19 protein-coding genes are annotated in these 22,813 nt (G+C 70.7%); 7 read left to right on the forward strand and 12 right to left on the reverse strand.

Annotated features, from left to right (window positions below):
- Positions 1 to 13 precede the first annotated feature (13 nt).
- From MXD95_RS26760 to MXD95_RS26780, 5 genes are all read right to left on the reverse strand, one after another.
- Entirely contained in the window at positions 14 to 3,826 is a 3,813-nt protein-coding gene (locus MXD95_RS26760; protein WP_250643511.1) for an ABC transporter ATP-binding protein, read from the reverse strand.
- A gap of 153 nt (positions 3,827 to 3,979) precedes the next feature.
- Positions 3,980 to 5,170 (reverse strand): LLM class flavin-dependent oxidoreductase, encoded by a 1,191-nt coding sequence (locus MXD95_RS26765; RefSeq protein ID WP_250643512.1) that lies wholly within the window; start codon positions 5,168 to 5,170, stop codon positions 3,980 to 3,982.
- Between the two features lie 478 nt (positions 5,171 to 5,648).
- Positions 5,649 to 6,494, reverse strand: a complete 846-nt coding sequence (locus MXD95_RS26770; RefSeq protein ID WP_250643513.1) for an SDR family NAD(P)-dependent oxidoreductase — start codon at positions 6,492 to 6,494, stop codon at positions 5,649 to 5,651.
- A 107-nt stretch (positions 6,495 to 6,601) separates the two neighbouring features.
- Positions 6,602 to 7,120, reverse strand: a complete 519-nt coding sequence (locus MXD95_RS26775; protein WP_250643514.1) for a MarR family winged helix-turn-helix transcriptional regulator — start codon at positions 7,118 to 7,120, stop codon at positions 6,602 to 6,604.
- 253 nt (positions 7,121 to 7,373) lie between these two features.
- Positions 7,374 to 8,549, reverse strand: coding sequence for an amidohydrolase family protein (locus MXD95_RS26780; protein ID WP_250643515.1), 1,176 nt, complete (start codon positions 8,547 to 8,549; stop codon positions 7,374 to 7,376).
- 126 nt (positions 8,550 to 8,675) lie between these two features.
- On the opposite strand from MXD95_RS26780, the gene MXD95_RS26785 reads away from it, so the two are divergent.
- Both MXD95_RS26785 and MXD95_RS26790 read left to right on the forward strand, forming a co-directional pair.
- Complete coding sequence (locus MXD95_RS26785) at positions 8,676 to 9,470, forward strand: GntR family transcriptional regulator (RefSeq protein ID WP_250643516.1); 795 nt, start codon at positions 8,676 to 8,678, stop codon at positions 9,468 to 9,470.
- A 124-nt stretch (positions 9,471 to 9,594) separates the two neighbouring features.
- On the forward strand, positions 9,595 to 10,803 hold the full coding sequence (locus tag MXD95_RS26790; protein WP_250643517.1) for an amidohydrolase family protein: 1,209 nt from the start codon (positions 9,595 to 9,597) through the stop codon (positions 10,801 to 10,803).
- 69 nt (positions 10,804 to 10,872) lie between these two features.
- Here MXD95_RS26790 and MXD95_RS26795 read toward each other — a convergent pair whose 3' ends face one another.
- From MXD95_RS26795 to MXD95_RS26815, 5 genes are all read right to left on the reverse strand, one after another.
- The gene (locus MXD95_RS26795) at positions 10,873 to 11,277 is read right to left on the reverse strand and encodes a CBS domain-containing protein (protein ID WP_250643518.1); all 405 of its coding nucleotides are present in this window, start codon (positions 11,275 to 11,277) and stop codon (positions 10,873 to 10,875) included.
- 32 nt (positions 11,278 to 11,309) lie between these two features.
- A complete protein-coding gene (locus MXD95_RS26800) occupies positions 11,310 to 11,708 on the reverse strand; it encodes a MaoC/PaaZ C-terminal domain-containing protein (protein WP_250643519.1) in 399 nt (132 codons plus the stop codon).
- Positions 11,705 to 12,142 carry an FAS1-like dehydratase domain-containing protein gene (locus tag MXD95_RS26805; protein WP_250643520.1) on the reverse strand — a complete coding sequence of 146 codons (438 nt, stop codon included), beginning with the start codon at positions 12,140 to 12,142 and terminating at the stop codon, positions 11,705 to 11,707. The genes MXD95_RS26800 and MXD95_RS26805 overlap by 4 nt, the downstream gene beginning before the upstream one ends.
- Positions 12,143 to 12,395: 253 nt before the next feature.
- On the reverse strand, positions 12,396 to 12,857 hold the full coding sequence (locus tag MXD95_RS26810; protein WP_250643521.1) for a type II toxin-antitoxin system VapC family toxin: 462 nt from the start codon (positions 12,855 to 12,857) through the stop codon (positions 12,396 to 12,398).
- Positions 12,854 to 13,114: a type II toxin-antitoxin system Phd/YefM family antitoxin gene (locus MXD95_RS26815; RefSeq protein WP_250643522.1), complete on the reverse strand. Its 261-nt coding sequence runs from the start codon at positions 13,112 to 13,114 to the stop codon at positions 12,854 to 12,856. The genes MXD95_RS26810 and MXD95_RS26815 overlap by 4 nt, the downstream gene beginning before the upstream one ends.
- Before the next feature lie 129 nt (positions 13,115 to 13,243).
- Here MXD95_RS26815 and MXD95_RS26820 point away from each other — a divergent pair, with 129 nt between their 5' ends.
- A complete protein-coding gene (locus MXD95_RS26820; protein WP_250643523.1) occupies positions 13,244 to 13,855 on the forward strand; it encodes a class I SAM-dependent methyltransferase in 612 nt (203 codons plus the stop codon).
- Between the two features lie 65 nt (positions 13,856 to 13,920).
- Here the strand turns inward: MXD95_RS26820 and MXD95_RS26825 are convergent, their stop codons facing one another.
- Positions 13,921 to 15,267, reverse strand: coding sequence for an NAD-dependent succinate-semialdehyde dehydrogenase (locus tag MXD95_RS26825; protein ID WP_250643524.1), 1,347 nt, complete (start codon positions 15,265 to 15,267; stop codon positions 13,921 to 13,923).
- Between the two features lie 391 nt (positions 15,268 to 15,658).
- Positions 15,659 to 15,844, reverse strand: a complete 186-nt coding sequence (locus MXD95_RS26830; RefSeq protein ID WP_250643525.1) for a hypothetical protein — start codon at positions 15,842 to 15,844, stop codon at positions 15,659 to 15,661.
- Positions 15,845 to 15,877: 33 nt separating this feature from the next.
- Here MXD95_RS26830 and MXD95_RS26835 point away from each other — a divergent pair, with 33 nt between their 5' ends.
- The 4 genes from MXD95_RS26835 to MXD95_RS26850 form a co-directional block, all read left to right on the forward strand.
- Positions 15,878 to 19,129 (forward strand): aminoglycoside phosphotransferase family protein, encoded by a 3,252-nt coding sequence (locus tag MXD95_RS26835; protein WP_250643526.1) that lies wholly within the window; start codon positions 15,878 to 15,880, stop codon positions 19,127 to 19,129.
- Positions 19,130 to 19,424: 295 nt separating this feature from the next.
- Positions 19,425 to 21,221, forward strand: a complete 1,797-nt coding sequence (locus MXD95_RS26840; RefSeq protein WP_250643527.1) for a GntR family transcriptional regulator — start codon at positions 19,425 to 19,427, stop codon at positions 21,219 to 21,221.
- Positions 21,218 to 22,162, forward strand: a complete 945-nt coding sequence (locus tag MXD95_RS26845) for an ABC transporter permease (RefSeq protein WP_250643528.1) — start codon at positions 21,218 to 21,220, stop codon at positions 22,160 to 22,162. The genes MXD95_RS26840 and MXD95_RS26845 overlap by 4 nt, the downstream gene beginning before the upstream one ends.
- On the forward strand, positions 22,159 to 22,813 hold a 655-nt coding region (locus tag MXD95_RS26850), incomplete at its 3' end, for an ABC transporter permease (RefSeq protein ID WP_250643529.1). The genes MXD95_RS26845 and MXD95_RS26850, both read left to right, overlap by 4 nt.

Below are 22,813 nucleotides of genomic sequence, written 5' to 3' on the forward strand. Positions count from 1 at the left end.
CGCGAGCGGCGGCCTACGTCGAGCTCTCGAAGGCGGTGAACAGAGCGGCGTAGCGTCCACCCTGCGCGAGCAGCTCGTCGTGGGTGCCGATGTCGGTCACGCCGCCGGTGTCGACGACGACGACCCGGTCCGCGCTGCGTGCCGTTGACATCCGGTGGGCGATGACGAGCACGGCCCGGTCGGCCGTCGCCGCGATCACCGCGGCCTCCACGAGCCGCTCCGTTCCGGGGTCGAGACCGGACGTGGCCTCGTCGAGCACGACGACGTCCGCGTCGAGCAGGCACACCCGGGCGAGCGCGACGAGCTGCCGCTCCCCCGCCGACAACAGCGACCCGCCCTCGCCGACCTGGGTGACGAGGCCGTCAGGAAGACTGCCGAGCCAGTCGCCCGCGCCGACCGCGGCCAGCGCCCCGGCCAGCTCCTCGTCGGTGGCATCGGGTCGCACCGCCCGGAGGTTGTGGGCGAGCGTGCCGGTGGTCAACTGACCGTCCTGGGCGACCATCACGATCCGTGAGCGCAGCGCGCGGCGGGTCACGTCCCGCAGGTTCGCGCCGGCATAGCTGACCTGGCCGGCGGTGGGGTCGAACAGCCGTGCCATCAGTTTGGCGAGCGTGGACTTGCCGGCGCCGGTCGGCCCGACCAGGGCCACCCGTTCGCCGGGCACGATCGTCAGCCGCACCGCACCCAGGACGTCGGGCTGGCCGTCGGCATAGCGGAAACCGACATCCCGCGCGTCGAGCGGGCCGACCTCCGGCAGCTCGCGGGTGCCCTCCGGCAGGTCCACCGGCTCGTCGAGCAGGCTGTAGACCTTGCGCAGCGCCGCTGCTGCCGATTCGAGCAGCGTGACCACGAAACTCAGCGACTGCACCGGCTCGAAGGCGAGCAGCAGGTACAGCACGAAGGCGCTGAGGGTGCCCACGCTCACCGCGTCCCGCGCGGCCAGCGTGCCGCCGGCGGCCAGCACCGCCGCGATGCTGCCGACGGTCGCGAGCTCCATGGCGGTGAGGTAGAAGGACTGGATCCGCACCGCGGTGACGTTCGCCTTCAGCTGCTGACGGTTGAACCGCAGCAACGACGCGGTCGTACCTGCTTCCTGGCGGTAGGCCCGGACCACCCGCAGGCCGGCAAGCCGCTCGGTCAGCTCGGTCACCGTGTCCGCGACGCGGTCACGCACCCGAGCGAAGGCCGAGCGAGAGGCACGGCGAAACCACACCGTCGCCGCGACCAGTGCCAGTGCCGGCAGCACGCAGACGAGCGCGAGCTGCCACGACAGCACGACGAGCAGCGCGACCAGGAACACGAGGGTGAGTACCGCCTGCATGAACGGCACGACGCCGAGTTGGACGGCGTCCTGCAGCGCGTCGACGTCGGCGGTCATCCGGGACACCAGTACCCCGGCCGGGGTCCGGTCGAAGTAGCGAACCGACATCGACATCACGTGGTCGACGGTGCGGCCGCGCAGCTCGCGGACGAACCACTCACCGATCCGCCCCACCAGCTCGACCTGCAGCCGGGCAAAAGCCAGGCCCGCCATCGCCAGGCCCAGATAGAGCAGGCCGGCACGGGTGATCACACCGGTGTCGGGCCGGCCGGCCACCAGGCCTCTGTCGAGGGCGTAACGCAGGATCCACGGGCCGGCCAGCCCCGTGGCCGTGGTCATGACGAGCAGCAGCGCCGCCAGCGCGACCAACGGCCAGCGTGGCCGCAGCAGCGTCAGCGTCCGGGCCAGCAGACCGCCGCGGCCCAGCCGGGACGGCCCACGGGCCGCCGCCGGGCCGCCGCCGAAGGCGAGGTCGGTGACGGCCTCGCCCTTCGGGCTCGCGTCCTCGAGGGTCGCGGCATTCGAGGCCGCGCCCTGCGGGGTCGCGCCCTGCGGGGTCGCGCCCTGCGGGGTCGCGGCGGTCGGGGGGGTCACGACGTTGCCAGGACGTCGGGGCGGGCCGGAGCCGCCGGACCGGGACAGGGACCTGGGACCGGGACCATCCAGGCCGCTGGGATGGGCGGCCAGTACCTGGCGGTAGCAGGGCGAACTCGCGAGCAGGTCCTGATGAGTGCCGGTGGCCGCGACCCGGCCGCCCTCGAGCAGGACGACCCGGTCGGCGAGGGCGATGACGGCGGGCCGATGCGCGATCAGGATCGTCGTGCGGCCCCGGATCAGGGTCGCCAGCGACGCGACGATCTCGGCCTCCTTGGCCGGGTCCACCGCGCTGGTCGGCGAGTCCAGCAGCAGCACCGGCGGGTCCGCGATCAGCGCGCGGGCCAGCGACAGCCGCTGTCGCTGGCCGCCGGAAAGGCTCAGGCCCCCGCCGCCGACCGGCGCCTCGAAGCCGCCGGGCCGTCCCGCCACCACGTCCTGCGCCCCGGCGAGCCGGACCGCCGTCCGCAACCGTTCGTCGTCGGCCGTGGGCGCGCCAAACCGGAGATTATCCCGGATCGATCCCCTGAACAGGAACGCGTCCTCGAACCCGACGCCGAGCCGAGCGCGCAGCTCGGACAGCGGCCAGTCCCGGACGTCTCGGCCCCCTAGGCTCACCCGGCCGGCGCCGACATCGTAGAAGCGGGGCATCAGCGCGGCGAGCGTGGTCTTGCCGCTGCCGGTCGCACCAACCACGGCGACGCATTCGCCGGCCCGCACCACGAGGTCGAGCTGGCGCAGTACGTCACGACCCGGCACGTAACCGAACGTCACTGACTCGAACCGCACCTCAAGCCCCTCGCCGAGCCGGGCGGGCGCCCCGCTGGCTGTACCCGCCACGCCAGCCGTGCGAGCCGTGTCAGCCCTGTCAGCCCTGTCAGCCGTGCTGGCCGTGCTGGCCGTGCTGGCCGTGCTGGCCGCAACCACCGTCGCCGTCGCCGTCGCCGTCGGTTCGGGCTGCTCGTCGAGGAGCGCGGCGACCAGCCTCGCCGACACCGCCGCTCGTTTCAGCTGGGACGCGGTCATGCCGGCGATCCGCAACGGACCGACCATGATCAGCCCAAAGTAGTTGAACTGGACCAGCTCACCGACCGTCAGATCCCCGTCGGCGACGCGTAGCCCGCCGATCCACAGCACGCCGACCAGGCCGAAGGCCGGCAGCAGTTCGACGAGCGGCTGGTAGGTCGCGCGGACCGAGTTCAGCCGCAACGCCGCCCGCTGGACCTGGCCAGCCTGCCCGCGGACGCGGCGCCGCTCATCGTCCTCGGTACCGAGGCCCTTCGTGGTGCGCACGCCGGCGATGGTCTCCTCGACGGTGCCGGCCAGCCCGCCGAGCTCGGACTGCAGCGCCAGGGCCCGCGGGCCCAGCTGCCGGGTGAACCGGACGGCGACCACGAACACCACCACGGCCGGTGCCAGGGCGACGACCGCCAGCACCGCGTCGATCCCTGCCAGCAGGGTGGCCGATCCGACCAGCATCGCCACGTTGGACACCATGATCGGAATATTGATCACGGGCTGCTGGATCTGCTGCAGGTCGGTCGTCGCCCGGGCGAGCAGGACACCGCTGGGGTTGCGGTCGTGGAAGGCCGCTGGCAGCCGCACCACTCGCGCCAGCAGCTGGTCCCGCAGGTCGGCCTCCACCACGAAAGCGAGACACTGCCCGCAGTAGCGCCGCAGCCCGGCGAACCCGGCGCCGAACACCGCCAGCCCCGCGAACAGCGCGACCCCGAGCCACAGCTGGTGCGAGTCCCCGCCCAGCACTCCGGCGTCGAGCGTGTGCGCGACCACCAGCGGCGCGGCGAGTCTCGTCCCCGTCCAGAGCAGGCCCGCGCCGATCCCGGCGCCCAGCAGCCGCGGTTGACGGCCTACTGCCGCCGTTACCAGTGCGAGTCCCGGTCCGCCTCTCACCTCGGGCCCCGCGGTGGGGGCGGGTGCCGTCGCCGCCTGGTCGAGGGCGCAGGCGGACACGGGACCGAGGTGACCTCACCGTCGTCACGTCGGCACTGGACCAGGGAATGCCGGATCACGCCCCGATGCCGACCGCGGTAGAGGTCATCAGTCTCATCGCGCGAGACCACCGACCGCCGCGTCGGCGGCCAGCGCCGCCGGCACCGGTGCGATGTCGCTGCGCCGGGCCGCCTCGCCGCGGTCGCGCCGGGCCACCTCCTCGCGCACCAGCGGGATCAGGTGCCGGCCGTAGTCGATCGCGTCGTCATACGGGTCGTAACCCCGGATCAGCAAGGTCGTGACACCGATGTCGACGTAGTCGAGCAGCGCCTCGGCGACCGTCTCCGGCGTACCGACCAGCGCCGTGGAGTTCCCGCCACCGCCGATCGCGGCGGCCAGCGGCGTCCACAGCGCGCGGTCATGCAGCTCGCCCTTGGCCGCGGCGGCCAGCAGCCGCTGCGAGCCGACGTTCGGCGGCGTGTGCCTGTCGCCGCCGATGAAACCGCGGAACTCCTTGAAGTACTCGGCGGCCTTACCCACGTTCTCCGTGGTCGACGCCAGGATGCGGTGTGCCCGCTCCCAGGCCAGTTCCTCGGTGGGGCCGAGGATCGGCCGGAACGACACGCTGATGCGTGGCGACGTGGTCCGGCCGGCGGCGGCCGCCGCGGCGTTGACCGCCGCGATCTGCTGGGCGGTCTCGGCAAGCGGCTCGCCCCAGAGCGCGAACACGTCGGCGTGCTTGCCGCCGACCCGGTAGGCCGCCTCCGACGAACCGCCGAAGTAGATCGGCAGGTGCGGCTGCTGCACCGGCGGCACCGCGGACAGGTGATCCTCGAGCTGGTAGTACCGGCCGTGGTGGGAGAACGGCTCGGTGGCGGTCCACGTCTGGCGGACCACCTCCAGGTACTCGTCCGTCCGGTCGTAGCGCTCGTCCTTGTCGAGGTAGTCGCCGTCGCGCCGCTGCTCGGCGTCGTTGCCCCCGGTGATGATGTGGATCGCCACCCGGCCGGCGGAGAAATGGTCGAGGGAGGCGAAGTAGCGTGCCGCCACGGTGGGGAACACCACCCCGGGCCGGTGCGCGACCAGGTAGGCGAGGCGCTCCGTGTGTGCCGCCGCGTAGGCGGCGACCTGGATGTTGTCGACCGATCCGCTGCTGTACCCGATGAGCACCCGGTCGAAGCCGGCGTCCTCGTGGGCGATGGCGAAGCGCCGGGTGAAGTCGCGGTCCACGACCGGCCCGGCTGTGAACGTGCTCGCCTCCGAACCGGGGCGGGTGGCGATCAGACCGACGAACTCAACCGGCATGGCGGTGCCTCTTTCCGGGCGGGGATATCTGGTGGCAGCAGTCGAACGAAAAGGGCGAGCGGGCGGGGAGGCGCCTCCGGCTCGACCAAGTCGATAGAAAAAGTGAACTTGAGCCCGCAGATCACCCAGGCCGAATCCCCGGCGCCGCGGCACGACGCGTGTGCTCGGCAAGGGGAACCCGGCCTACGCCGCACGACCACGCGGCGGCGCGGCCCCGGGGCGGGCCTGGGCCTTCGGCGCCTAGACCGCCGGCAGCCTGCCGTTACAGAGCGCGTTCGACAGCTGTCGCAGACTGAGGTCGAACCGCCGCGCTGCACGCCGAGCCGAGGTCATACCTCGCAGATTGACCGAAGCGGGCGAACCTGTCAACAGCCGACCAACCTGCGACTACGCCATCACATAAAGCCAGCGTATCGCTCGTGTTCCCGCACTGCGGCGGCGACGGCTCCCACCGGCAGACGCGACTGAGCCGCCCGCCTCAGGCCGCCATCCGCAGCAACTTCAGGGTGATGTCGTGCAGGCGGCGAGCGTCCTCGAGGTCACGCGATCCCGGATCCAGCGGGACGCGCTCACCTTCGAGCACCGCGGTCAGTCGTTCCCGCCCGGCAGGCGCGACCACGGACGCATGGGCGGCGGGCGGCTCGAGGAAGGGAAAAATCTGCGCGACGGCTGTCGCCACCGACTTCCCGGTCACGCGCAGCTGGTCGACCTGCGCGGCGGTCACCGGGGAATGATCATACTCCCCGGCGAAACTTGTGACGACCACCCCTGGGTGATTCACGACGTACCGGATGCCTTCGTCGGCGTACCGGTCGACGAAACTGACACCGAGCAGGTCGTTGAGCCGGCCGGCATGCCCCATCGCCCCGACACCGTGATAGCCCCGCTCCAGCTGCAGATCATCCCAGCGCACCGGGCCGGTCTGCCAGGCGGCGCCGAAGTTCAGCACGACCGGGTGCTCGGCCCGGCTCAGCGGTCCGACCAGCCCATGACTGAGCAGGAATCTGCTGAGATAGAACAGCCCGAAGTTGCTCTCGAAGCCGTCGACGGTCTGCACCCGGGCCGACCGGTGGTACCTCGCGCCGAGCACCAGCACGTCGAGCACCGGATATCGCTGCGCGATCCACTCGGCCAGGCGACGGTTCTCCGCGACCTCGCTCAGGTCGGCGCTCAGGAAATGAGCCCGCTCGCCGATGCCCGCGAAAGCTCGGCCCTTCCGCTCGCTGCGCCCGATGACGAGCACCTCATAACCCCGGCGCAGGTACTCCTCGGCGAGCCCGCGGCCGATGCCGTCGGTACCACCCGTGATCACTGCGACCGCCACCACCGCTTCTCCATTTCCACCTGGGACCCGTTCCACCAGGCGGACACGGCTCCACGCATCGGATACTTTGAACTATCAAAGTATCCGATGCGGGACGAAAGAAGAAGTCAGCGCGGGGCCGCTTCGTCCGTGGCGCCGAGCCCGAGTTGCTCGGCCAGCCCGGCGAGCATGTGCTCATGGATGCGCAACAGCACGTCGGCGGCCTGGTCAAGCCGGTCGTCGGGCACATCGGCGAACACCGCCCGCAGAAGCACGTGCCGTGCTGCGCGCACCCTCTCGACCGTCGCGCGTCCCTGCGGTGTGATGGCGATCAGGCTCGCGCGGCGGTCTCCTAGCACGGGGATCGTCTGGACGAGGTGGTTCTCGCGCAGCCGGCGCAGCTGCAGCGAGACCGTGGAGACATCGACCTGCATGCACTCGGCGATCACAGAGATCCGCAACGGCTCCACAAGACCGAAGAACTCCAGCAGCCGCAACTCACTCGGCGCCAGCTCGCAGCCCGAGCTCTGGGCGATCTCCCTACGGATGTGCCGGCTCTCGCTCCACCGCACCAGCGCCGAAACCCCCACCTCCAGCCGCTCCAGCGCCGTCACACCTGGTCGCGCGGATCCCGACGGCACGGTCATCGGCAGCTCGGTGCCCGACGGCACCGCTTCCGACGGCGCTGCTTCCGACGGCGTGGCGTTCGGCGACGCAGAGGCGGATGTGCCGGCCCGAGACGGCTGCGCGGAACCCATCACGCCAGGCTAGTCCCGTTGTCCGCACATGCAGCCGCCAGCCGACCCGCATCCGTCACCGAGAGCACCCAAAAGCACTCCCGGTACCCAGGTCGGCACACCGGACACCAGCCCACTGCGCAAAGCGGGCGGCGCTCGCGGCTCAGACGCGGTAGAGCTTGGCGCCGTTCTCGCCCATGACCTTGCGCTGGGTCTCGGGGCGCAGGGTGGCGATCGTCTCGGCGACGATCTCGAGCGGGTTCGGGTGCAGGCTGGTCGGGTGCGGGAAGTCCGTCTCGAACATGATGTTGTCCTCGCCGATCTGGTCGATGAGGTGCTGCAGGTCGCCTCGGCCGGTCTCGAACCAGAAGGTCGCGTACCAGTTGTCCCGGAAGTACTCGGACGGGAGCTTGTTCAGCTTGTCGGTCCAGGCGGGCGCGTTCTCCTTCAGCTCGTAGTCCATCGCCTCGAGCATGAACGGAATCCAGCCGATGCCGCTCTCGACCGAGACCATCTTGAGGTTGGGGTGCCGGTCGAATATCCCGGAATACGCGCTGTTGAGCAGAAGCCGCGAGTTGTTCTGGAACAGGGAGGCGCCGCCGATCGCGGGCTTGACGTAGTCGTCCTGGCTCGGCCAGAAGGTCGTGCCGAAGTAGACGAGTGACGTCTGGCTGGCGCCGATGTGGAAGTGGACGGGCAGGTTGAGCCCGGCGCAGACCGCCCAGAACGGGTCCCAGGCCGGGTCGCCAAGGTCGGGCGAGCCGGAGTCCTGCGGGTCGGCGGTCATGTTGACCCCGCGCGCGCCCATGGCGGCGCAGCGCTCGGCCTCGCGGACGCAGGACGCGATGTCCCATGCCGGCATGATCGGCATGGGCAGCAGCCGGTTGCCCGACTGCTCCTGCACCTCGGCCATCGCGTCGTTGTAGAGCTCGATGCACAGGCGCAGGATCACCTCGTCCTTGACCGAGTTCCGCAGGTTCTGCCCGCCGATGCCGATCTCGTTCGGGTAGAGGACCTGGGTGTAGATGCCCAGCTCGTCCATCAGGCGCAGGCGCTCCACCGGGTTCCACGCGGCGGGATGCACGTCGTTGATCGTCCACGACCCGCCCTGGGAGGCCCTGAACGGATGCTTCTTGCCGTCGTGATCGATGGTGCCACCGGAGCCCGCCTTGCCGAACGTCCGGCCGTCGACCACCCACATGTCCACGCCGTCGATGTGCTCGACGTGGGGCACCCGGTCCTCATAGCCCTTCGGGGCCCGCTCGGTGAACAGGTCATGGCGCTCGGTCATGTGCGCGTCCGCGTCGAGCACGCGCAGGTTTTCAGCCAGCTTGACCATCCGTAGCCTCCTTGCGTCCACCCCGATCACTTGCCAGATCAGAGTGAACGTACACTCACATGTGACCGCTGGCAATTTTTTATTTTTTATTTGACCGGGTTGACAGGCCGTGGCCACGATGGCGCGATGGGTACTTCATCCGTGCCGCAGCGGACGAAGACGAGCGCGGTCGTCGTCGAGTACGTGCAGCGGGAGATCTTCGAGGGACGCCTGCGCTGCGGGGACCGGATCTACGTCGAGCGCCTCGCCGCCGCGCTCGACGTGAGCCCAACCCCGGTCCGGGAGGCCCTGGTGCTGCTCGAACGGGACGGCCTGGTGTCCGCGCAGGTGCACCGGGCGACCTTCGTGCAGCACTTCGACGCGCGGACGCTGCGCGCGGACTTCCACGTCCTCGGCCTGCTCGGCGGGGTGGCCGCTGCCCGCGTCGCGCTGGACCGCGACCCGCGGGTGCTCGAGGCGCTGACGAGCCTGCTCGCCGAGCTCGCAAGCAGCGGCGATCTGGTGGCGCGCCGCCAGGACGTGGCCGGCGAGATCCTCCGGCTGCAGAACCGGGCCGGTGCGACTCCACGGCTGCGCGCCGAACTGCACGGCTACGGCGGGTTTCTCGGCTGGGCCGCGGCCCAGTGCGACCGCCGCGGCCACGCCGAGATCGTCGAGGCACACCGCCGGGTCATCGAGGCGATCGTCGCCGGTGACCCCCGGCTGGCCTCCCGGACACGGCTCGCGGACGCCACCGCCGTCGCGGAACAGGTCGTCGGCGAGCTGACCCGGCGCGGCGTGCTGCGCGCCGACGGTACGAACTCGGCGGTCAGCCCGGAACCGAACGCGGGAGCCAGCGCCATGCCCGCGGAGCTCCTCGACGGCGAGATCCAGGCCACTCCGCGCCGCCGTCCCGCCTCCCAGGACCAGTTGATCGACTGACGGCGCCCACGACTGACGGCACGCTCACGGAGGCGGCCCTCGCGCGGGCGCGTCAGCGCTAGGATGCGAGTGAGCGTTTACCCATCCACGGACGCGATCGACCGACCTGTGTCAGGAGCGCATCATGCCGAGGCCGAACTGGCAGCTGCTTCCGGATCCCGAGCCGCAGGAGCGCAGCTACTCGATCGTCTCGGTGGATGACCATCTCACCGAGCCCGCGGACCTGTTCGTCCGGCGCTTCCCGGCGCACCTGCGCGACCAGGCTCCCCATCTGATCACCACACCGGATGGCCTGGAGGCCTGGCTCTACCGCGACCGGCTCTACCGCGACAACGGGATGAGCGTGGTGGCCGGGCGCCCGAAGGCCGAGTGGACCCTCGACCCGCTGAACTTCGCCGAGATGCGCCGCTCCGCCTGGGACGTCCACGCCCGGGTGCGGGACATGGACGTCGACGGCATCTGGGCGTCGCTGTGCTTCCCGTCCGGGGCCTGGGGCTTCACCGGGCGCGCGCTGTCGATGAACGCCAACGAGGAGGTCGGCCTCGCCGCCATCCGGGCGTGGAACAGCTGGATGCTCGAGGAATGGCATGGCGCCTACCCGCAGCGGTTCATCCCGATGCAGCTGCCCTGGCTGCGGGACCCGAAGATCGCCGCCGAGGAGGTCCGGCGCAACGCCGAGCGCGGGTTCACCTCGGTCTCGTTCCTGGAGTCGCCGCACCTGCTCAAGCTGCCGCCGATCACCAACATCGGGCACTGGGAGCCGTTCTTCAAGGCGTGCGAGGAGACCGACACCGTCCTCTCGCTGCACTGCGGCGCGAGTGGCTTCGTCCTGCAGGGTTCGCCCGGCGGCGGGCTGAACGTGCAGACCTCGCTGTTCCCGGCCGGCGCCTACTGTGCCGCCATCGACTGGGTGTGGGCGGGCATCCCGTCGCTGTACCCGGATCTCAGGATCGCGCTGAGTGAGGGTGGGATCGGCTGGGTCCCGATGGCGATCAACCGCCTCGACTACGTGCTCGAGCACTCCGGCGGCGGCGGGACGCCGTGGACGTACGACCTGACGCCGAGCGAGGTGCTGCGCCGCAACTTCTACTTCTGCATGCTCGACGATCCCGGCACGCTCGACCAGCGCCATCTGATCGGTATCGATCACATCCTGTTCGAGACGGACTTCCCGCACGCCGACTCGACCTGGCCGGGCTCCCAGGACCTGCTGCGCAAGCGCTTCGCCGACCTCCCGCGGCACGAGGCCGTGATGATCGCCGGCGGCAACGCCGCCCGGCTGTTCCGCCAACCGCTACCCTCTGCCAGTGACTGGCCCGCGATCACCGCGTAAGACCGGTCCGGCCGACGGGTCTTTCCGCCTTCGGTGCGGCACATCGGATTCTCGCTCCGACCGGCCGGCTCACGTCCGAGGATCGTTGCGGCGCGCCAGGACGTCCTCGTCCGAGCAGAATCCGGTGCGCTTTCGTTTCAGGCACAGCAGACCCAGCAACGAGCCGGTATCGTCGACGACCGCGAGGCGGCGGCGGCCCGACCTGATCATCTGTTCGAGGATGACGTCCGCGGCGGCGTCCGGCGACACGACGCGACCCGAAAGCCGGCCCAGCGGCGCGGCCAGCAGCTCGTCCGGCACGTCCTGGCCAACGTCATCCCGGTCGATCAACGAGATCAGACGGCGACCGGCAGTGATCGGCACGGCGTGCACATGGTCGTCGGCGAACATCCGGCGGACCTCACCGACCGTCGTGGTCGCCGAGCACAGCTTCGGATGCCGCACCATCGCCCGCGCGACGGTCCAGTCCGCCACCGAGCTCTCCACTCGAGGTGTCACTCGAGGTGTCAGGCCGCGAACGAGGCCCAGGCGGTGATCGCCTTGCCTCCGGTCTGACGGGTGGCGACAACCTGGATGGCGATGACCTTCTCACCGTTTTCCACGGTCAGGTCACTGACCGTTCCGGTGACCGTGAGAACGTCGCCCGGCCACACCTGCTCCTCGAAACGCACCCCGAACCGGCGCACGTTGTCCGGCCCGAACAGGTCGGTCAGATAGGTCGCGACATAGCCCGCCTGCAGCATCCCGACGCTGAAGACGGTGGGGAAGCCGGCCGACCTCGCGAACTCCTCGTCGTGGTGAATCGGATTGAAGTCGCCGCTGGCACCCTGGTAGCGGACGATGTCGGTCCGGCTGATCGGGCCGAACGCGCGTTCCGGCAGGGTGTCGCCACTGGCGTAGGTCATGACGGTGCCCTCCCGGTCTGGATCACGGTCTGGCGACCCTGGGCCACGAGTGCGCCCTCGCCGTTGGCGAAGTCGTCGACGAAGACGATCACGGTCATCGTGCCACCACGCCTACCCTGCTTCTCGGTGACCGACTCGACCCGAGAGGTGACGGTGAGTTCCTCGCCCGCACGCGGAGGCGGACCGAAGAAGATGTACTCCTGCTGGCCATGCAGGATGCGCCGGACGTCAAGCTCCAGGCCGTCGGGCAGTTTCGGCCCCGAACCGTCCGCGGGCGACCAGAAGATCTGGGTCCGCAGGAAGGTCGGCGGGATGGGCGGTGCCGGGTCGTCGACATAGGCGGGCGACGCGCTTCCGGTCGCGGCGGCGAACTCGCGGATCTTGCCACGTTCGAGCGGCATCGTGTAGCCGCCCGACCCTTCATCGCTGCCCACTGACCCGCCTTCCGATCCATCCCCCGCGGCCGCCACCCTCGCACACCTGTGCGGGCGCGGCGTACCCGGGCAGCGGAAAAGGGATCTGGACCGCCCGCACGCCGCGTCCAACGTGGTCCACCCGCATGTCGAGCGCCGCCCGGCGCGACCCGGCCCGCGTGTACGACAGTGTCCACCCGGTACGCCTCGAAAGTCGACTTCGTGGTGGTTGGCGAGCCAGCCCTCGATGTGGCGCGCGGCGCCGAGACCAGCGCTATTTCTCCGGCGGCGCGGAAGGTCGCGCGACCGGCACCACGTCCATGAGTTGTTCCAGGCCGGCATAGTCGGCGGGGTTGGTGGTGAACAGGGGCAGGCCCTCCGCGATCGCCGTGGAGGCGATCATCAGATCAGCGACGCGGCGGCGCGGTTTGCGTCCAGCGGCCACGACAGCGGCGGACACCCGGCCGTAGAGCCGCGCCGCCTCGGCGTCGAACGGGATGGGATCGAACTCGTTCTCGGCCCGCTGGAGCGTCTCTGTCCGCCGGGCCCGTTCCTCGTGTTCGTCGTACCGATCCTGCTCGTCATTGCGGCGGACCTCGTGCGGGCCGGCGGAGAGCTCGGCGAGCGTCACCGCGCTGATCGCCATCTCGTCCGGGAGATCCTCCGGGGGAATCCAGTGCCGAAGGATGACGATGTTGGTGTCGAGCAGACCTCGCCGGACCGGCTCGCCGCTCATATGCGCTCGTCCTGCCACTGGTCGACCGCCGCATTCTGATCGGCACGAAACGCGTCCAGATCAGAGTGGGGGGCGTTGCGCGACATCGCGGCGAACTCCTCCCGGGAGATGAACCGACGCCTGCGTCGGATGGGGACGAGCTGACCGATCTCGCGACCATCCCGGGTGACCGTAAAGGACTGCCCGCTTTCGACAGCGTCCATGATCTCCCGCGATCTCGACCGCAGATCCCGCTGGGTGATCTCGGGAGTGCTCACGCCGTCACCGTAGCACCGTGTGCTACAGGGTGCTACGCCCATGCGCGTCCTTCTCTGGATGAGACTGTCGTGGGCGGTAGGCCGGCTGTGGGCCAGGCCGGGGTTGCGGCGGGCGATGGAGGAGTGTGGATGGGGATCTATACGGAGCAGGTGGTACCGCGGATCATTGACGTCGCGCTCGGGCGAGTGGTGGAGCCGGCGCGGGCCCGGGTGACCGCCGGGCTGAGCGGGACCGTGCTGGAGATCGGTTTCGGCTCGGGTCGCAACCTGTCGCACCTGCCGGCGCAGGTCAGCCGGGTCCTGGTGGTCGAGCCCGCGGCGACCGGCCTACGGCTGGCGCGGCGGCGGATCGCCGCTGCCACCGTGCCCGTCGACGTCGTCGGGCGGGACGGACAGCGGTTGGCGCTCGCCGACGCCTCGGTCGACCACGTGCTGGTGACCTGGACGTTGTGCACCATCCCCGACGTGGACCAGGCGCTGCGGGAGGCCCTTCGCGTCCTGCGCCCCGGTGGGACACTGCATTTCACCGAGCATGGTCGCTCCCCACGGGAGCGGGTCGCCCGCCGGCAGGACCAGCTCACCCCGGCCTGGGGCCGGCTGTTCGGCGGCTGCCACCTCAACCGGCCCATCGACGAGCTGGTCACGAAGGCCGGCCTGGCGCTGCGAAGCCTCGACCACTACCGGGTGGGCCCCGAGTTCATCGGCTACGGCTACGAGGGAGTCGCGGCAAAACCCGAATGACCCGACCGCGAGGGCCGCGCCGTCGCCTCGGCGCATGAGCCGTTCCCGCGAGCGGCCGGGCGCCGTCAGCCCGCGGTGCGGATGAGCTTCCGGTTGACGAACTCATCGATGCCGAACCGGCCCAGCTCACGGCCGAAACCGGAGCGTTTCACCCCGCCGAACGGCAGCTCGGCTCCTTCCAGCCCGACGCCGTTGACGAACACCATCCCGGCGTCGAGCCGGTCGGCGACGCGGGCGGCCTGGTCAGGGTCGGTGGTGAAGACGTAGGAGCCGAGGCCGAATGGGGTGTCGTTGGCCAACCGCACCGCCTCGTCCTCGGAGCTCGCCGCGAAGACGATGCCGACGGGGCCGAACAGTTCCTGGCCGTAGGCATCGTCGCCGGGCCTGACCCCGGTCAGTACGCCGGGCGGGAAGAACGCCCCGCGGCGTTCGCCGGCGCCGGCGTACCGGGCGCCCTGCGCGACCGCCCGTGCGACCTGGCTCTCCAGGTTCCGCGCCGCGGCGGCCGACGACAGCGGAGCGATGCCGTCGGCCGCGGCGATGATCCGCGCGGTGAACCTCGTGACGAAGTCGTCGTAGAGGCCGTCCGCGACGATGAACCGCTTGGCGGCGTTGCAGGCCTGCCCGGTGTTCTCCAGGCGGGCCTCGACCGCCGCCGCGACGGTGACGTCGAGGTCGTCGGTGCTCAGCACGAGGAACGGATCCGAGCCGCCCAGCTCCAGGACGACCTTCTTCAGGTGCCGCCCGGCGATCTCGGCCACCGCGGTGCCAGCCCGCTCCGAGCCCGTCAGCGAGACGCCCCGCACCCGCGGGTCGGCGATCACCTCGGCGATCTGGTCGTTGGTCGCGTAGAGGTTGACGTAGGCACCCTCGGGCAGGCCGGAGTCGAGGAAGATCTGCTGTAGGGCCTCGGCCGACTCCGGGCACTGCGGCGCGTGTTTGAGCACAATGGTGTTGCCGAGCACCAGGTTCGGCCCGGCGAACCGTGCGACCTGGTAGTACGGGTAGTTCCACGGCATGATCCCGAGCAGCACCCCGACCGGGCCGCGGCGGACGACGGCGTTGCCGTCCCCGGCCAGCAGCGGCACCGGCTCGTCGGCGAGCAGCGCCTGCGCGTTGTCGGCGTAGTAGCCGTAGATGTCGACGCAGAAGTCGACCTCGGCCACCGCCTGGTCGTAGGGCTTGCCCATCTCGCGCTGGATGATCCGGGCCAGCTCCGCACGGCGCTCGCCGTGCCGCTCGGCGACGCGACGCACCAACGCGGCGCGGTCGGCGACGGTCCGCGTGCGAGACCAGTCGGGGTAGGCCCCCGCCGCGGCGGCGACCGCCGCCGCGGCCTGCTCGTCGCTGGCGGTCGGGTACTCCCGGACCACCTCCCCCGTGGCCGGGTCGATAACGGCGTACTCACTCACCAGTACGGTCCTTCCATTCCAGCTGGTAGCCGACACGCGCTGGGCCGCCGACGCGTACCGGTCGCGCGGGACGAATCCCGCGGCGCCCCGCACCCGGCGGCTCCCGTCAGGCCCGCCCCTGCCGGGCCGGCCGCTCCCGGACCGATGGTGGTACGAGCGGGCGCCCACCGCGAGTCCAGATCCCCGTCCCCGTCACCGTCACCGGTCCACGTCCACACCCTCGCCCTCGTTTGCCTGTTTGTCGTTCCCCGGCGGGTGTACCGGCGGGGGCTGCGGGGTGTCAGGTCTGTGGCAGACCGTCGATCAGCCGGCACGATGACGCTGGCTATGATTGCATCGTCATCGGACATTCCCGGTCTTTTCCGGTTCGGAGGATTGCATGGCGCCGACGTCACGTTTTCAGCGAGTAGCGGCCCTGCAGCGCCGTTTCGTGGATCGTGAACCGGTGCTCGCGGCATTCAACGCCGAACTCGCGAGAGCCGGCCGGGAGCCGCGGATTTTCAACGTGACCGGTGTGGGTGGTATCGGAAAATCGAGGCTGCTCCACGAACTGAGGAGCCGCGCTGCCGTTGACCACCGGACCGCGTCGCTTGACCTTCAGGTGCAGGCAATGCGCCAGCAGGAAGACGCCCTCGCGGTTCTGCGTACCGCACTCGGCGCGCAGGGGGTTCATTTCGACCGGTTCGACATCGCCTACGCCGTCCTTTGGCAGCGGCTCCATCCGCACCTGCGGCTCAACCGGTCGGAGCTGGCCTTCGTCGAGGACAGTTCGATCCTCACCGATATCGCGGACACAGTGGCCGGGCTGCCGATGTTCGGTACCGCACGCGGGCTGATCAAACTGTTGGAGCGGGGCACCTCGGACGTGCGCCGCCGGATGAGGGTTCGGCGCGACCCCACCCTGGCCGCTCTTGACGATCTCCCGAACAGTGAACTCACCGATGCCGTGACGTTCCTGTTCGCCGAGGATCTGCGGGCCGCGAGCCAGGACAGACCCTACGTGATCATCGTGGACAGCCATGAGGCGCTCGTGCCGAGCCCGGTGCGGACCGGGCGCACGCAGCTCGCGGACGTCTGGCTGCGTGACCTCGTGGCGCAGCTTGACCGTGGCCTGGTGGTCATCGCGAGCCGGGAGCCACTGCGCTGGGAACTGACCGATCCCGAATGGAACGGCCTGATCCAGGTCAGCGACATCGGTGGGCTGCCGATGGAGGCCAGACTTGAACTGCTCGATATCGGGGGCATCAGCGACCCGATCCAGAGCAGGACCATCGCGGACGCCAGCGCCGGACTTCCCTTCTACCTGAACCTCGCTGTCGACACCCATCAGCAGACCGGTGGCCGGGTCAGCGGAGCTCTCGTCTCCCAACAGGAGATCCTCGCCCGGTTCCTGCAGAACGTGGCATCGGAGGAAATCCGATCCATGGAGGTCCTGAGCCCGGCCCGGATCTTCGACTACGACACCTTTCGGCTGCTCACCACCGCCTACCATCTACCTGACCACCGGATCGCCTGGGAGTCCCTGACCGCCTACTCCTTCGTCTACCCGGCAGGCCCCGCGCTCCGGTTCCATCAACTGATGGCATCCGCGCTGCGGGAACGTCTGTCCGCGGCGGCCACCGCGGACATTCACGGACTGCTGCGCGGCCTGTGGGAGAACCGGGCCGATCAGGCATCCGGGCGGGACAGCGGCGCGCATGCCGCCCGCGCGTTGCGTGAGGCGGCCTATCACGCGCTGCGCAGTGCCGCGGTCGATGGCGCTGGCCTGCTCGACTACACCGACCGGGCGGTCCGCCGCGGCGGTCACGGGGCCGCCCGCGGTATCACCGAGGATCTACGCGTCCGGCTCCGTGACGATCCGGGTGGAGACGATCTGCCCGACGCGCTGCTGTGCCTGGAAGCCGAGGCCGCGGTGCGTCTCGGCGATGCGGCCGCCGCCACGGCTCTGATCCCCGATCCGCTGTCCGCCCGGCCGATCCGCACCATGGTCGGCGCGCGGATCGCCGTGGCCGCGGGGCACGGTCAGCGGATCGCGGGCGCCACCGGCACCGCGCTCGACATCTACACCCGCGTCTGGGAGCAGGGTCCCGGTGCCTGCCGGCGGACCGCCGGCCTGTGGGCGGCGGACCTTCACATGGCCCAGGGCCGGTTCCGTTCCGCCGAGTCCCTGGCCGCCGAACTCGATCACGAGGTGCCGTCGCATGAGACGGAGATGCGGGGCGACGTCGCACGCCTGCGGCACCTCGCCCACCGGTTCGCGTTCGATTTCGAGGCCGCCGCCCGTTACCTCGACGAAGCCGCCGCCCACTACACCGCGGCGGACAGCGTTCTCGGTCTGGCCAACATCCAGACCAACCGCGCCGAACTCCTCGCGCACACCCACCCCGCCGAAGCCGTGATCGAGGCGGGGCAGGCCATCGAGATCCAGCGGGAGATCGGCGCCCGTCACGAACTCGGCAAGGCCTACACCGCGCTCGCCATCGGACAGCTACGCTGCGGCCAGCTCGACGAAGCCGAAACCTCTCTGCGCTCGGCCTGCGACACGCTCGACGCGGTCGGCTACCGCTCCGGCCGGGCCCGCGCCGAGTTCTACCGGGCGGTCCTGCATGCGCGGCGCGGCAGAATCGAAGAAACCCTGATCTCGCTGCGGTGGTCCGTCCGTGAGCTGGAAGCCGCCGAGGTCTACCCGACAATGATCCTGTGCGCCGACCACACGCTCGCGGTCCTCGGCGTCACCGATGACGAGATAGCCGGCTCGGCCACGCGAGCGCGCGCGACACTCCAGCCCTTCGGCACTCTGGCCGATCTCGATGCCCGCGTCGCGCGGTTCATCGGCGATCTCCTCGACGGGCACACCTGGCGCCACGAGGACCTGTACCGGCAGGCGGTAGAACACCCGGAATCCGCGTCAGGCTTCTACAACCACAACATCCGCCTCAGCACACCCACCGGCAATGTGATCGTCCGCATTCCCATTCCGGACGCCGACACCATGGACCTGAAGATCTGGCCGGAGAACGGCATCCTCCGCGCCCTGCGCGGCAGCGTCGCCCGCGCGCCGCGCCTTCTCTACGCACACCCGCTGCCCGGGTACCAGGTCGTGGAGTTCTTCCCCGGTCAGCTCCTCGACACCGTCGCCCCCCGCGGGGTCCGCGTCTCCACCCACATCATCGACGATGTCGTCGAACTGTTCGGCCAGCTTGGTCTCATCCCCCTCGAACACCTGCCGCAACTACCCGCTGGCTGGCCCGACGACCAGGACACCGCCGTTTTCGCACGACACCTGTCCGCCGTCACGGCTGGCGTGTATGCGCGTTTCTCGCCCGACTACGGCGACCTGTACGCACAGTTCGGCATACCCCACAACCCCCTCGCCGCGGTTGAGGACCGATGGTCCACCCTCCACCGCAGACCTTTTCGGCTCCTCCACACCGACATCCACCGAAAAAACATGATCACGTTCGAGGGGCGCACCTATTTTCTGGACTGGGAGCTCGCTCTCTGGGGTGACCCCGTCTACGATCTCGCAGTCCATCTTCACAAGATGAGCTACCAACCCGACGAACATGCCACCCTCATCACGGGATGGAGCACCACCCTGCGCGGCCCCGCCATCGAGGGATGGCAACCCGATCTCGAGACCTACCTCGCCCACGAACGCATCAAATCGGCCATCGTCGACACCGTCCGCTACACAAAGCTCATCACCCGGGGAAACCTCACCGCCGAAGAACGCGAAGCGCTGATCGGCAAGCTCCTCGGCAAGCTCGCCGCCGCGCACACCGCGTTCGGCAGCCGTCTCACCGTCGACCACCCCACCACCGCGAACCTCATACAACAGTGGGCACGAAGGCGAGCGTAGAAACCCCACCGGCCCCCGCGGTCAGCCAGACCCCGACCCCTGGGGGAACCGCATCTCCACGGCGGCCGCTGAGTGGGCTGCTACCGGAACGGGTCCGACACCACACCAGGTAGCCGTCGGGCCACCCTCCGCGGCGGCGAGGGGCCCGCGTCAGCGAGAACAGGGTTCGCGACAGGGCGCGGGCCGGCCGTGACGTCGCGCTGACACTGCTGGATGACGTGCCCGGCGCCGCGGTTGACGGGAGCCGAAACGCGGGTGTTACCGCGCGGTGCTCCGGCGCGTCGACGGTGTGGGGATGCCGTCGACCCAGCCACCCCGACGCACAAGGGACCTCGTACGCCGGGTCCGGGACCTGCTGCGTGCGCAGATCATGGCCGGTGATGTCCCGCAGGGCGTCCTGCCAGCGGAGGACGCGCTGTGCGCGCAGTTCGCCGCGTCCAGGGCGAACCTGCGGGCAGCCCTGGACCAGCTGCGGGCCGAGGGGCTCGTCGAGCGGGTGCGGGGACGAGGGACGTTCGTCTCCGCCGCCCGGGGTTGGACGTCGCTGCGGGCGGCGCACGGCGTCGAGCCGTTGGCCGGGGAGCTGGGCATGACGGCCGAGGTACTCGACTGGACCTGTGTTCCGGCCGCACCACCGGTCGCCCGGCGGCTGGCGATCGAGCCGGGGCGACCGGTGCTGCGCATCGACTACCTGGGGCGCCAGGACGCGCTGCCGGTGGCGCTCGTCACCAACTACGTGCGTCAGCCCGACGCCTCGGCGCTGCGGCCCGAGGATCTGCGCCTCGACTTCTACCGGCTCCTGCGGGCCGGCGGCATCGAGCTCGGGCAGAGCAGCTTCCTGATCGAGGGCACGCTCGCCGACGAGCACGACGCGGTCACCCTGGCACTGCCGATCGCCGCCCCCCTCACTCTGCTCGTGCAGGTCATCCACCGCCCGGACGGCGAGCCGGTCGATGTGGCTTTCGCCCGGATCTGCGCGGACCGGCTCGCGCTGTTCTCCCGGGCCTACCAGCAGCCGAAGGCCGAGCCGGGGCCCGACGACGAGCAAGCACCCGCCCCCGACCAGTCGCACCAGTCGCACCAGTCGCACCAGTCGCACCAGTCGCACCAGTCGCACCAGTCGCACCAGCGTGGCACACGGCCCGGGGCCGACGGGCGGGCCGCGGGCCGGCAGAGCGCGGCGCTGACCGGGCCGGCGGCGGCGTTGCCGACGGAAAGTGCCGTGTTCCCAGGGCTGATCGACGGCCATTGCCGGCGCAACGGTGGCGTAACCGAGCGAACCGGCGGCCGTCATCGCGGTGCCGGCAGCATGCCGGCCATGACAACAGCCACCCCGGCGACGCGCCGGGACCGCCGCCACCAGCCCGCGCGCTGGCTGCGGGACATGCTCCGCGCGGAGGTGATCGACGGTGGCTTCCGGGGTGGCCATCTGCCCAGCGAGGCCGACCTGATGCGGACGTTCGCGTCCTCCCGGGCGACCGTGCGCGAGGCGCTGGACCTGCTGCGCCACGAGGGGCTCGTCGAACGCATCCAGGGCACCGGAACGCTGGCCGTCGCGCAGCGCTTCGCCGCCAGGCTCGTCGAGATCCACGGCACCGGGTTCCCCGACAACAACCAGCGCCCGGCCGTCGGGCTGTCCAACCGGATCCTCGCCCTCGCCGTGATCCCGATGCCGCCGGTGGTCGCCGGCCATCTTGGCCGGCCAGCCGGCGAGGACTGCCTGCTCTACGAGTACATCGGCTACCTCTACGGCCAGTCGCTCGGCGTGTTCACCAACTACCTGCGGTTCCCGCAGGCGGCCGCCGTCGCGGACGCCCCGTTCGATCGTGACTGGTATGCCCTGCTCGACACCGCCGGGATCACGGTCGGGAGCTCGGACCTGCTGATCGAGACGCTGCGGGCGGACGCCGACATCGCCGAGCTGCTCGAGATGGCGGTGGGCGGCCCGTTGCTCGGCATGCAGCAGGTGATCCGGGACGAGCACGGTGCGCCGTTCGACTTCGCCATCCTGCGCGCCCGAGGCGACCAGATGTCGCTGCGGTCGCGGGAGGTCCACCCCCGGTTCACCGCCTGCCCGGGGGAGGACCATTGATCCGCTTTCTGGCCAGACGACTTGGCTATGGCGTCCCGGTGCTGCTCGGCGTCGCCGTCGTCGTCTTCGCCACCGTGAAGCTCATCCCCGGCGATCCGGTGGCCCTGCTCGCCGGGGTGAACGCCACCGAGCAGCAGAAGGACGCGGTCCGCGCGAGCCTCGGCCTCGACCGCGGGGTCGCCGTCCAGTTCTGGAGCTGGCTGACCCACGCGCTGCGCGGCGACCTCGGGGACAGCATCGCCCAGCACCGGCCGGTCGCCGGCCTGGTGATCGACGCGTTCGGCAACTCGCTGATCCTCGCGGGCTACGCGCTGGTGCTCGCCCTCGTCCTCGGGACGGTGCTCGGGGGCGCGGCGGCGCTGTGGCCGCGTCGCCTCGCCGGGCGGGTGTGCTCGGCGATCAGCTCGATCTCGGTCTCGGCGCCGCAGTACTCGGTCGCCCTGCTCCTGATCATCTACGTCTCCCTGGACACCGGCTGGTTCCCGGTGTCCGGGATGCACGCCACCACCGGCGGCGGGCTCGGCGACCTGCTCTGGCACGGCTTCCTGCCGGCGCTGACGTCGGCCCTCGTGCCCGCCGGCATGATCGGCCGGGTGCTGCGGGCCTCGCTCCAGGACACGTTGCGGGCCGACTTCGTCGAGGCGCTGCGCGCCCGCGGTCTGCCCGAACGGCGCGTACTGCGGCACGCCGCGCACAACACCCTGCCGTCGCTGCTCACGGTCGCCGGGCTGCAGGTGGGCTACCTGCTCGGCGGGGTCGTCTTCGTCGAGACGATCTTCAGTTGGCCGGGCCTCGGCTCGCTGCTGTTCTCCTCGATCAGCAGCCGGGACCTGCCGGTGACCCAGGCCGGCGTGCTCATCAGCGCGGCGACGTTCGTCCTCGTGAACATCGCTGTCGACACCGCGCACGCCCTCATCGACTCCCGGGTGCGGACCTCATGACCCTCCAGCAGATCCCCGGGCCGGAACTGGCCGCCCCGCCCGTGGACGGCGACCAGACCGGCCGCGCCCGCGGACATGACCGGATGCGGGTACGGGTGCGGGGCGTCCCGTGGGGAGTGTGGATCTTCGGCGGGCTGGCCGTGGCGCTCGTGCTGCTCGGCGCCGTCGGACCGTACCTGGTCGGGGATGTCACGACGAACGTGATGTCCCGGCGGATGCTCTCGCCCGGTAGCGGCGGACATCTACTCGGCACCGACGGGCAGGGCCGCGACGTGCTGGCCCGGGTGGTCGCCGGGGCACGGCCGAGCATGATCTCAGCGCTGCTGCCGGTCGCCGTCGCCGGGATCGTCGGCGGGGGGCTGGGCATCGGCGCCGGGCTCGCCCCACGCCGGGTGCACGCCCTGGTGATGCGGACCCTCGACGTCCTCTACGCCTTCCCGGCGGTGCTGCTGGCCATCGCGATCGCCGCCGCGCTCGGGCCGGGCACGACCACCACGGTGATCTCGCTGTCGGTGGTGCTGGTCCCGCCGCTCGCCCGGATCACCGAGGCCGAGACGATCCGGCTGACCGGCATGGACTTCATGGCCGCCGCCCGGGCCAGCGGCGCCGGGCCGGTCGCCATCGCCGGCCGGCAGGTGCTGCCGAACGTCG

Origin of the sequence: Frankia sp. AiPa1, assembly GCF_023243075.1 — a bacterium.
Lineage (GTDB): Bacteria > Actinomycetota > Actinomycetes > Frankiales > Frankiaceae > Frankia.

Excerpts from the sequence above, each read along its gene's own strand:
- MXD95_RS26780 (WP_250643515.1), bottom strand. The coding sequence starts at position 8,549 with ATGGTCAAGCTGGCTGAAAACCTGCGCGTGCTCGACGCGGACGCGCAC.
- MXD95_RS26790 (WP_250643517.1), top strand. The coding sequence starts at position 9,595 with ATGCCGAGGCCGAACTGGCAGCTGCTTCCGGATCCCGAGCCGCAGGAG.
- MXD95_RS26775 (WP_250643514.1), bottom strand. The coding sequence starts at position 7,120 with ATGACCGTGCCGTCGGGATCCGCGCGACCAGGTGTGACGGCGCTGGAG.
- MXD95_RS26810 (WP_250643521.1), bottom strand. The coding sequence starts at position 12,857 with ATGAGCGGCGAGCCGGTCCGGCGAGGTCTGCTCGACACCAACATCGTC.
- MXD95_RS26840 (WP_250643527.1), top strand. The coding sequence starts at position 19,425 with ATGCCGTCGACCCAGCCACCCCGACGCACAAGGGACCTCGTACGCCGG.
- MXD95_RS26765 (WP_250643512.1), bottom strand. The coding sequence starts at position 5,170 with ATGCCGGTTGAGTTCGTCGGTCTGATCGCCACCCGCCCCGGTTCGGAG.
- MXD95_RS26820 (WP_250643523.1), top strand. The coding sequence starts at position 13,244 with ATGGGGATCTATACGGAGCAGGTGGTACCGCGGATCATTGACGTCGCG.
- MXD95_RS26800 (WP_250643519.1), bottom strand. The coding sequence starts at position 11,708 with ATGACCTACGCCAGTGGCGACACCCTGCCGGAACGCGCGTTCGGCCCG.
- MXD95_RS26835 (WP_250643526.1), top strand. The coding sequence starts at position 15,878 with ATGCGCCAGCAGGAAGACGCCCTCGCGGTTCTGCGTACCGCACTCGGC.
- MXD95_RS26785 (WP_250643516.1), top strand. The coding sequence starts at position 8,676 with ATGGGTACTTCATCCGTGCCGCAGCGGACGAAGACGAGCGCGGTCGTC.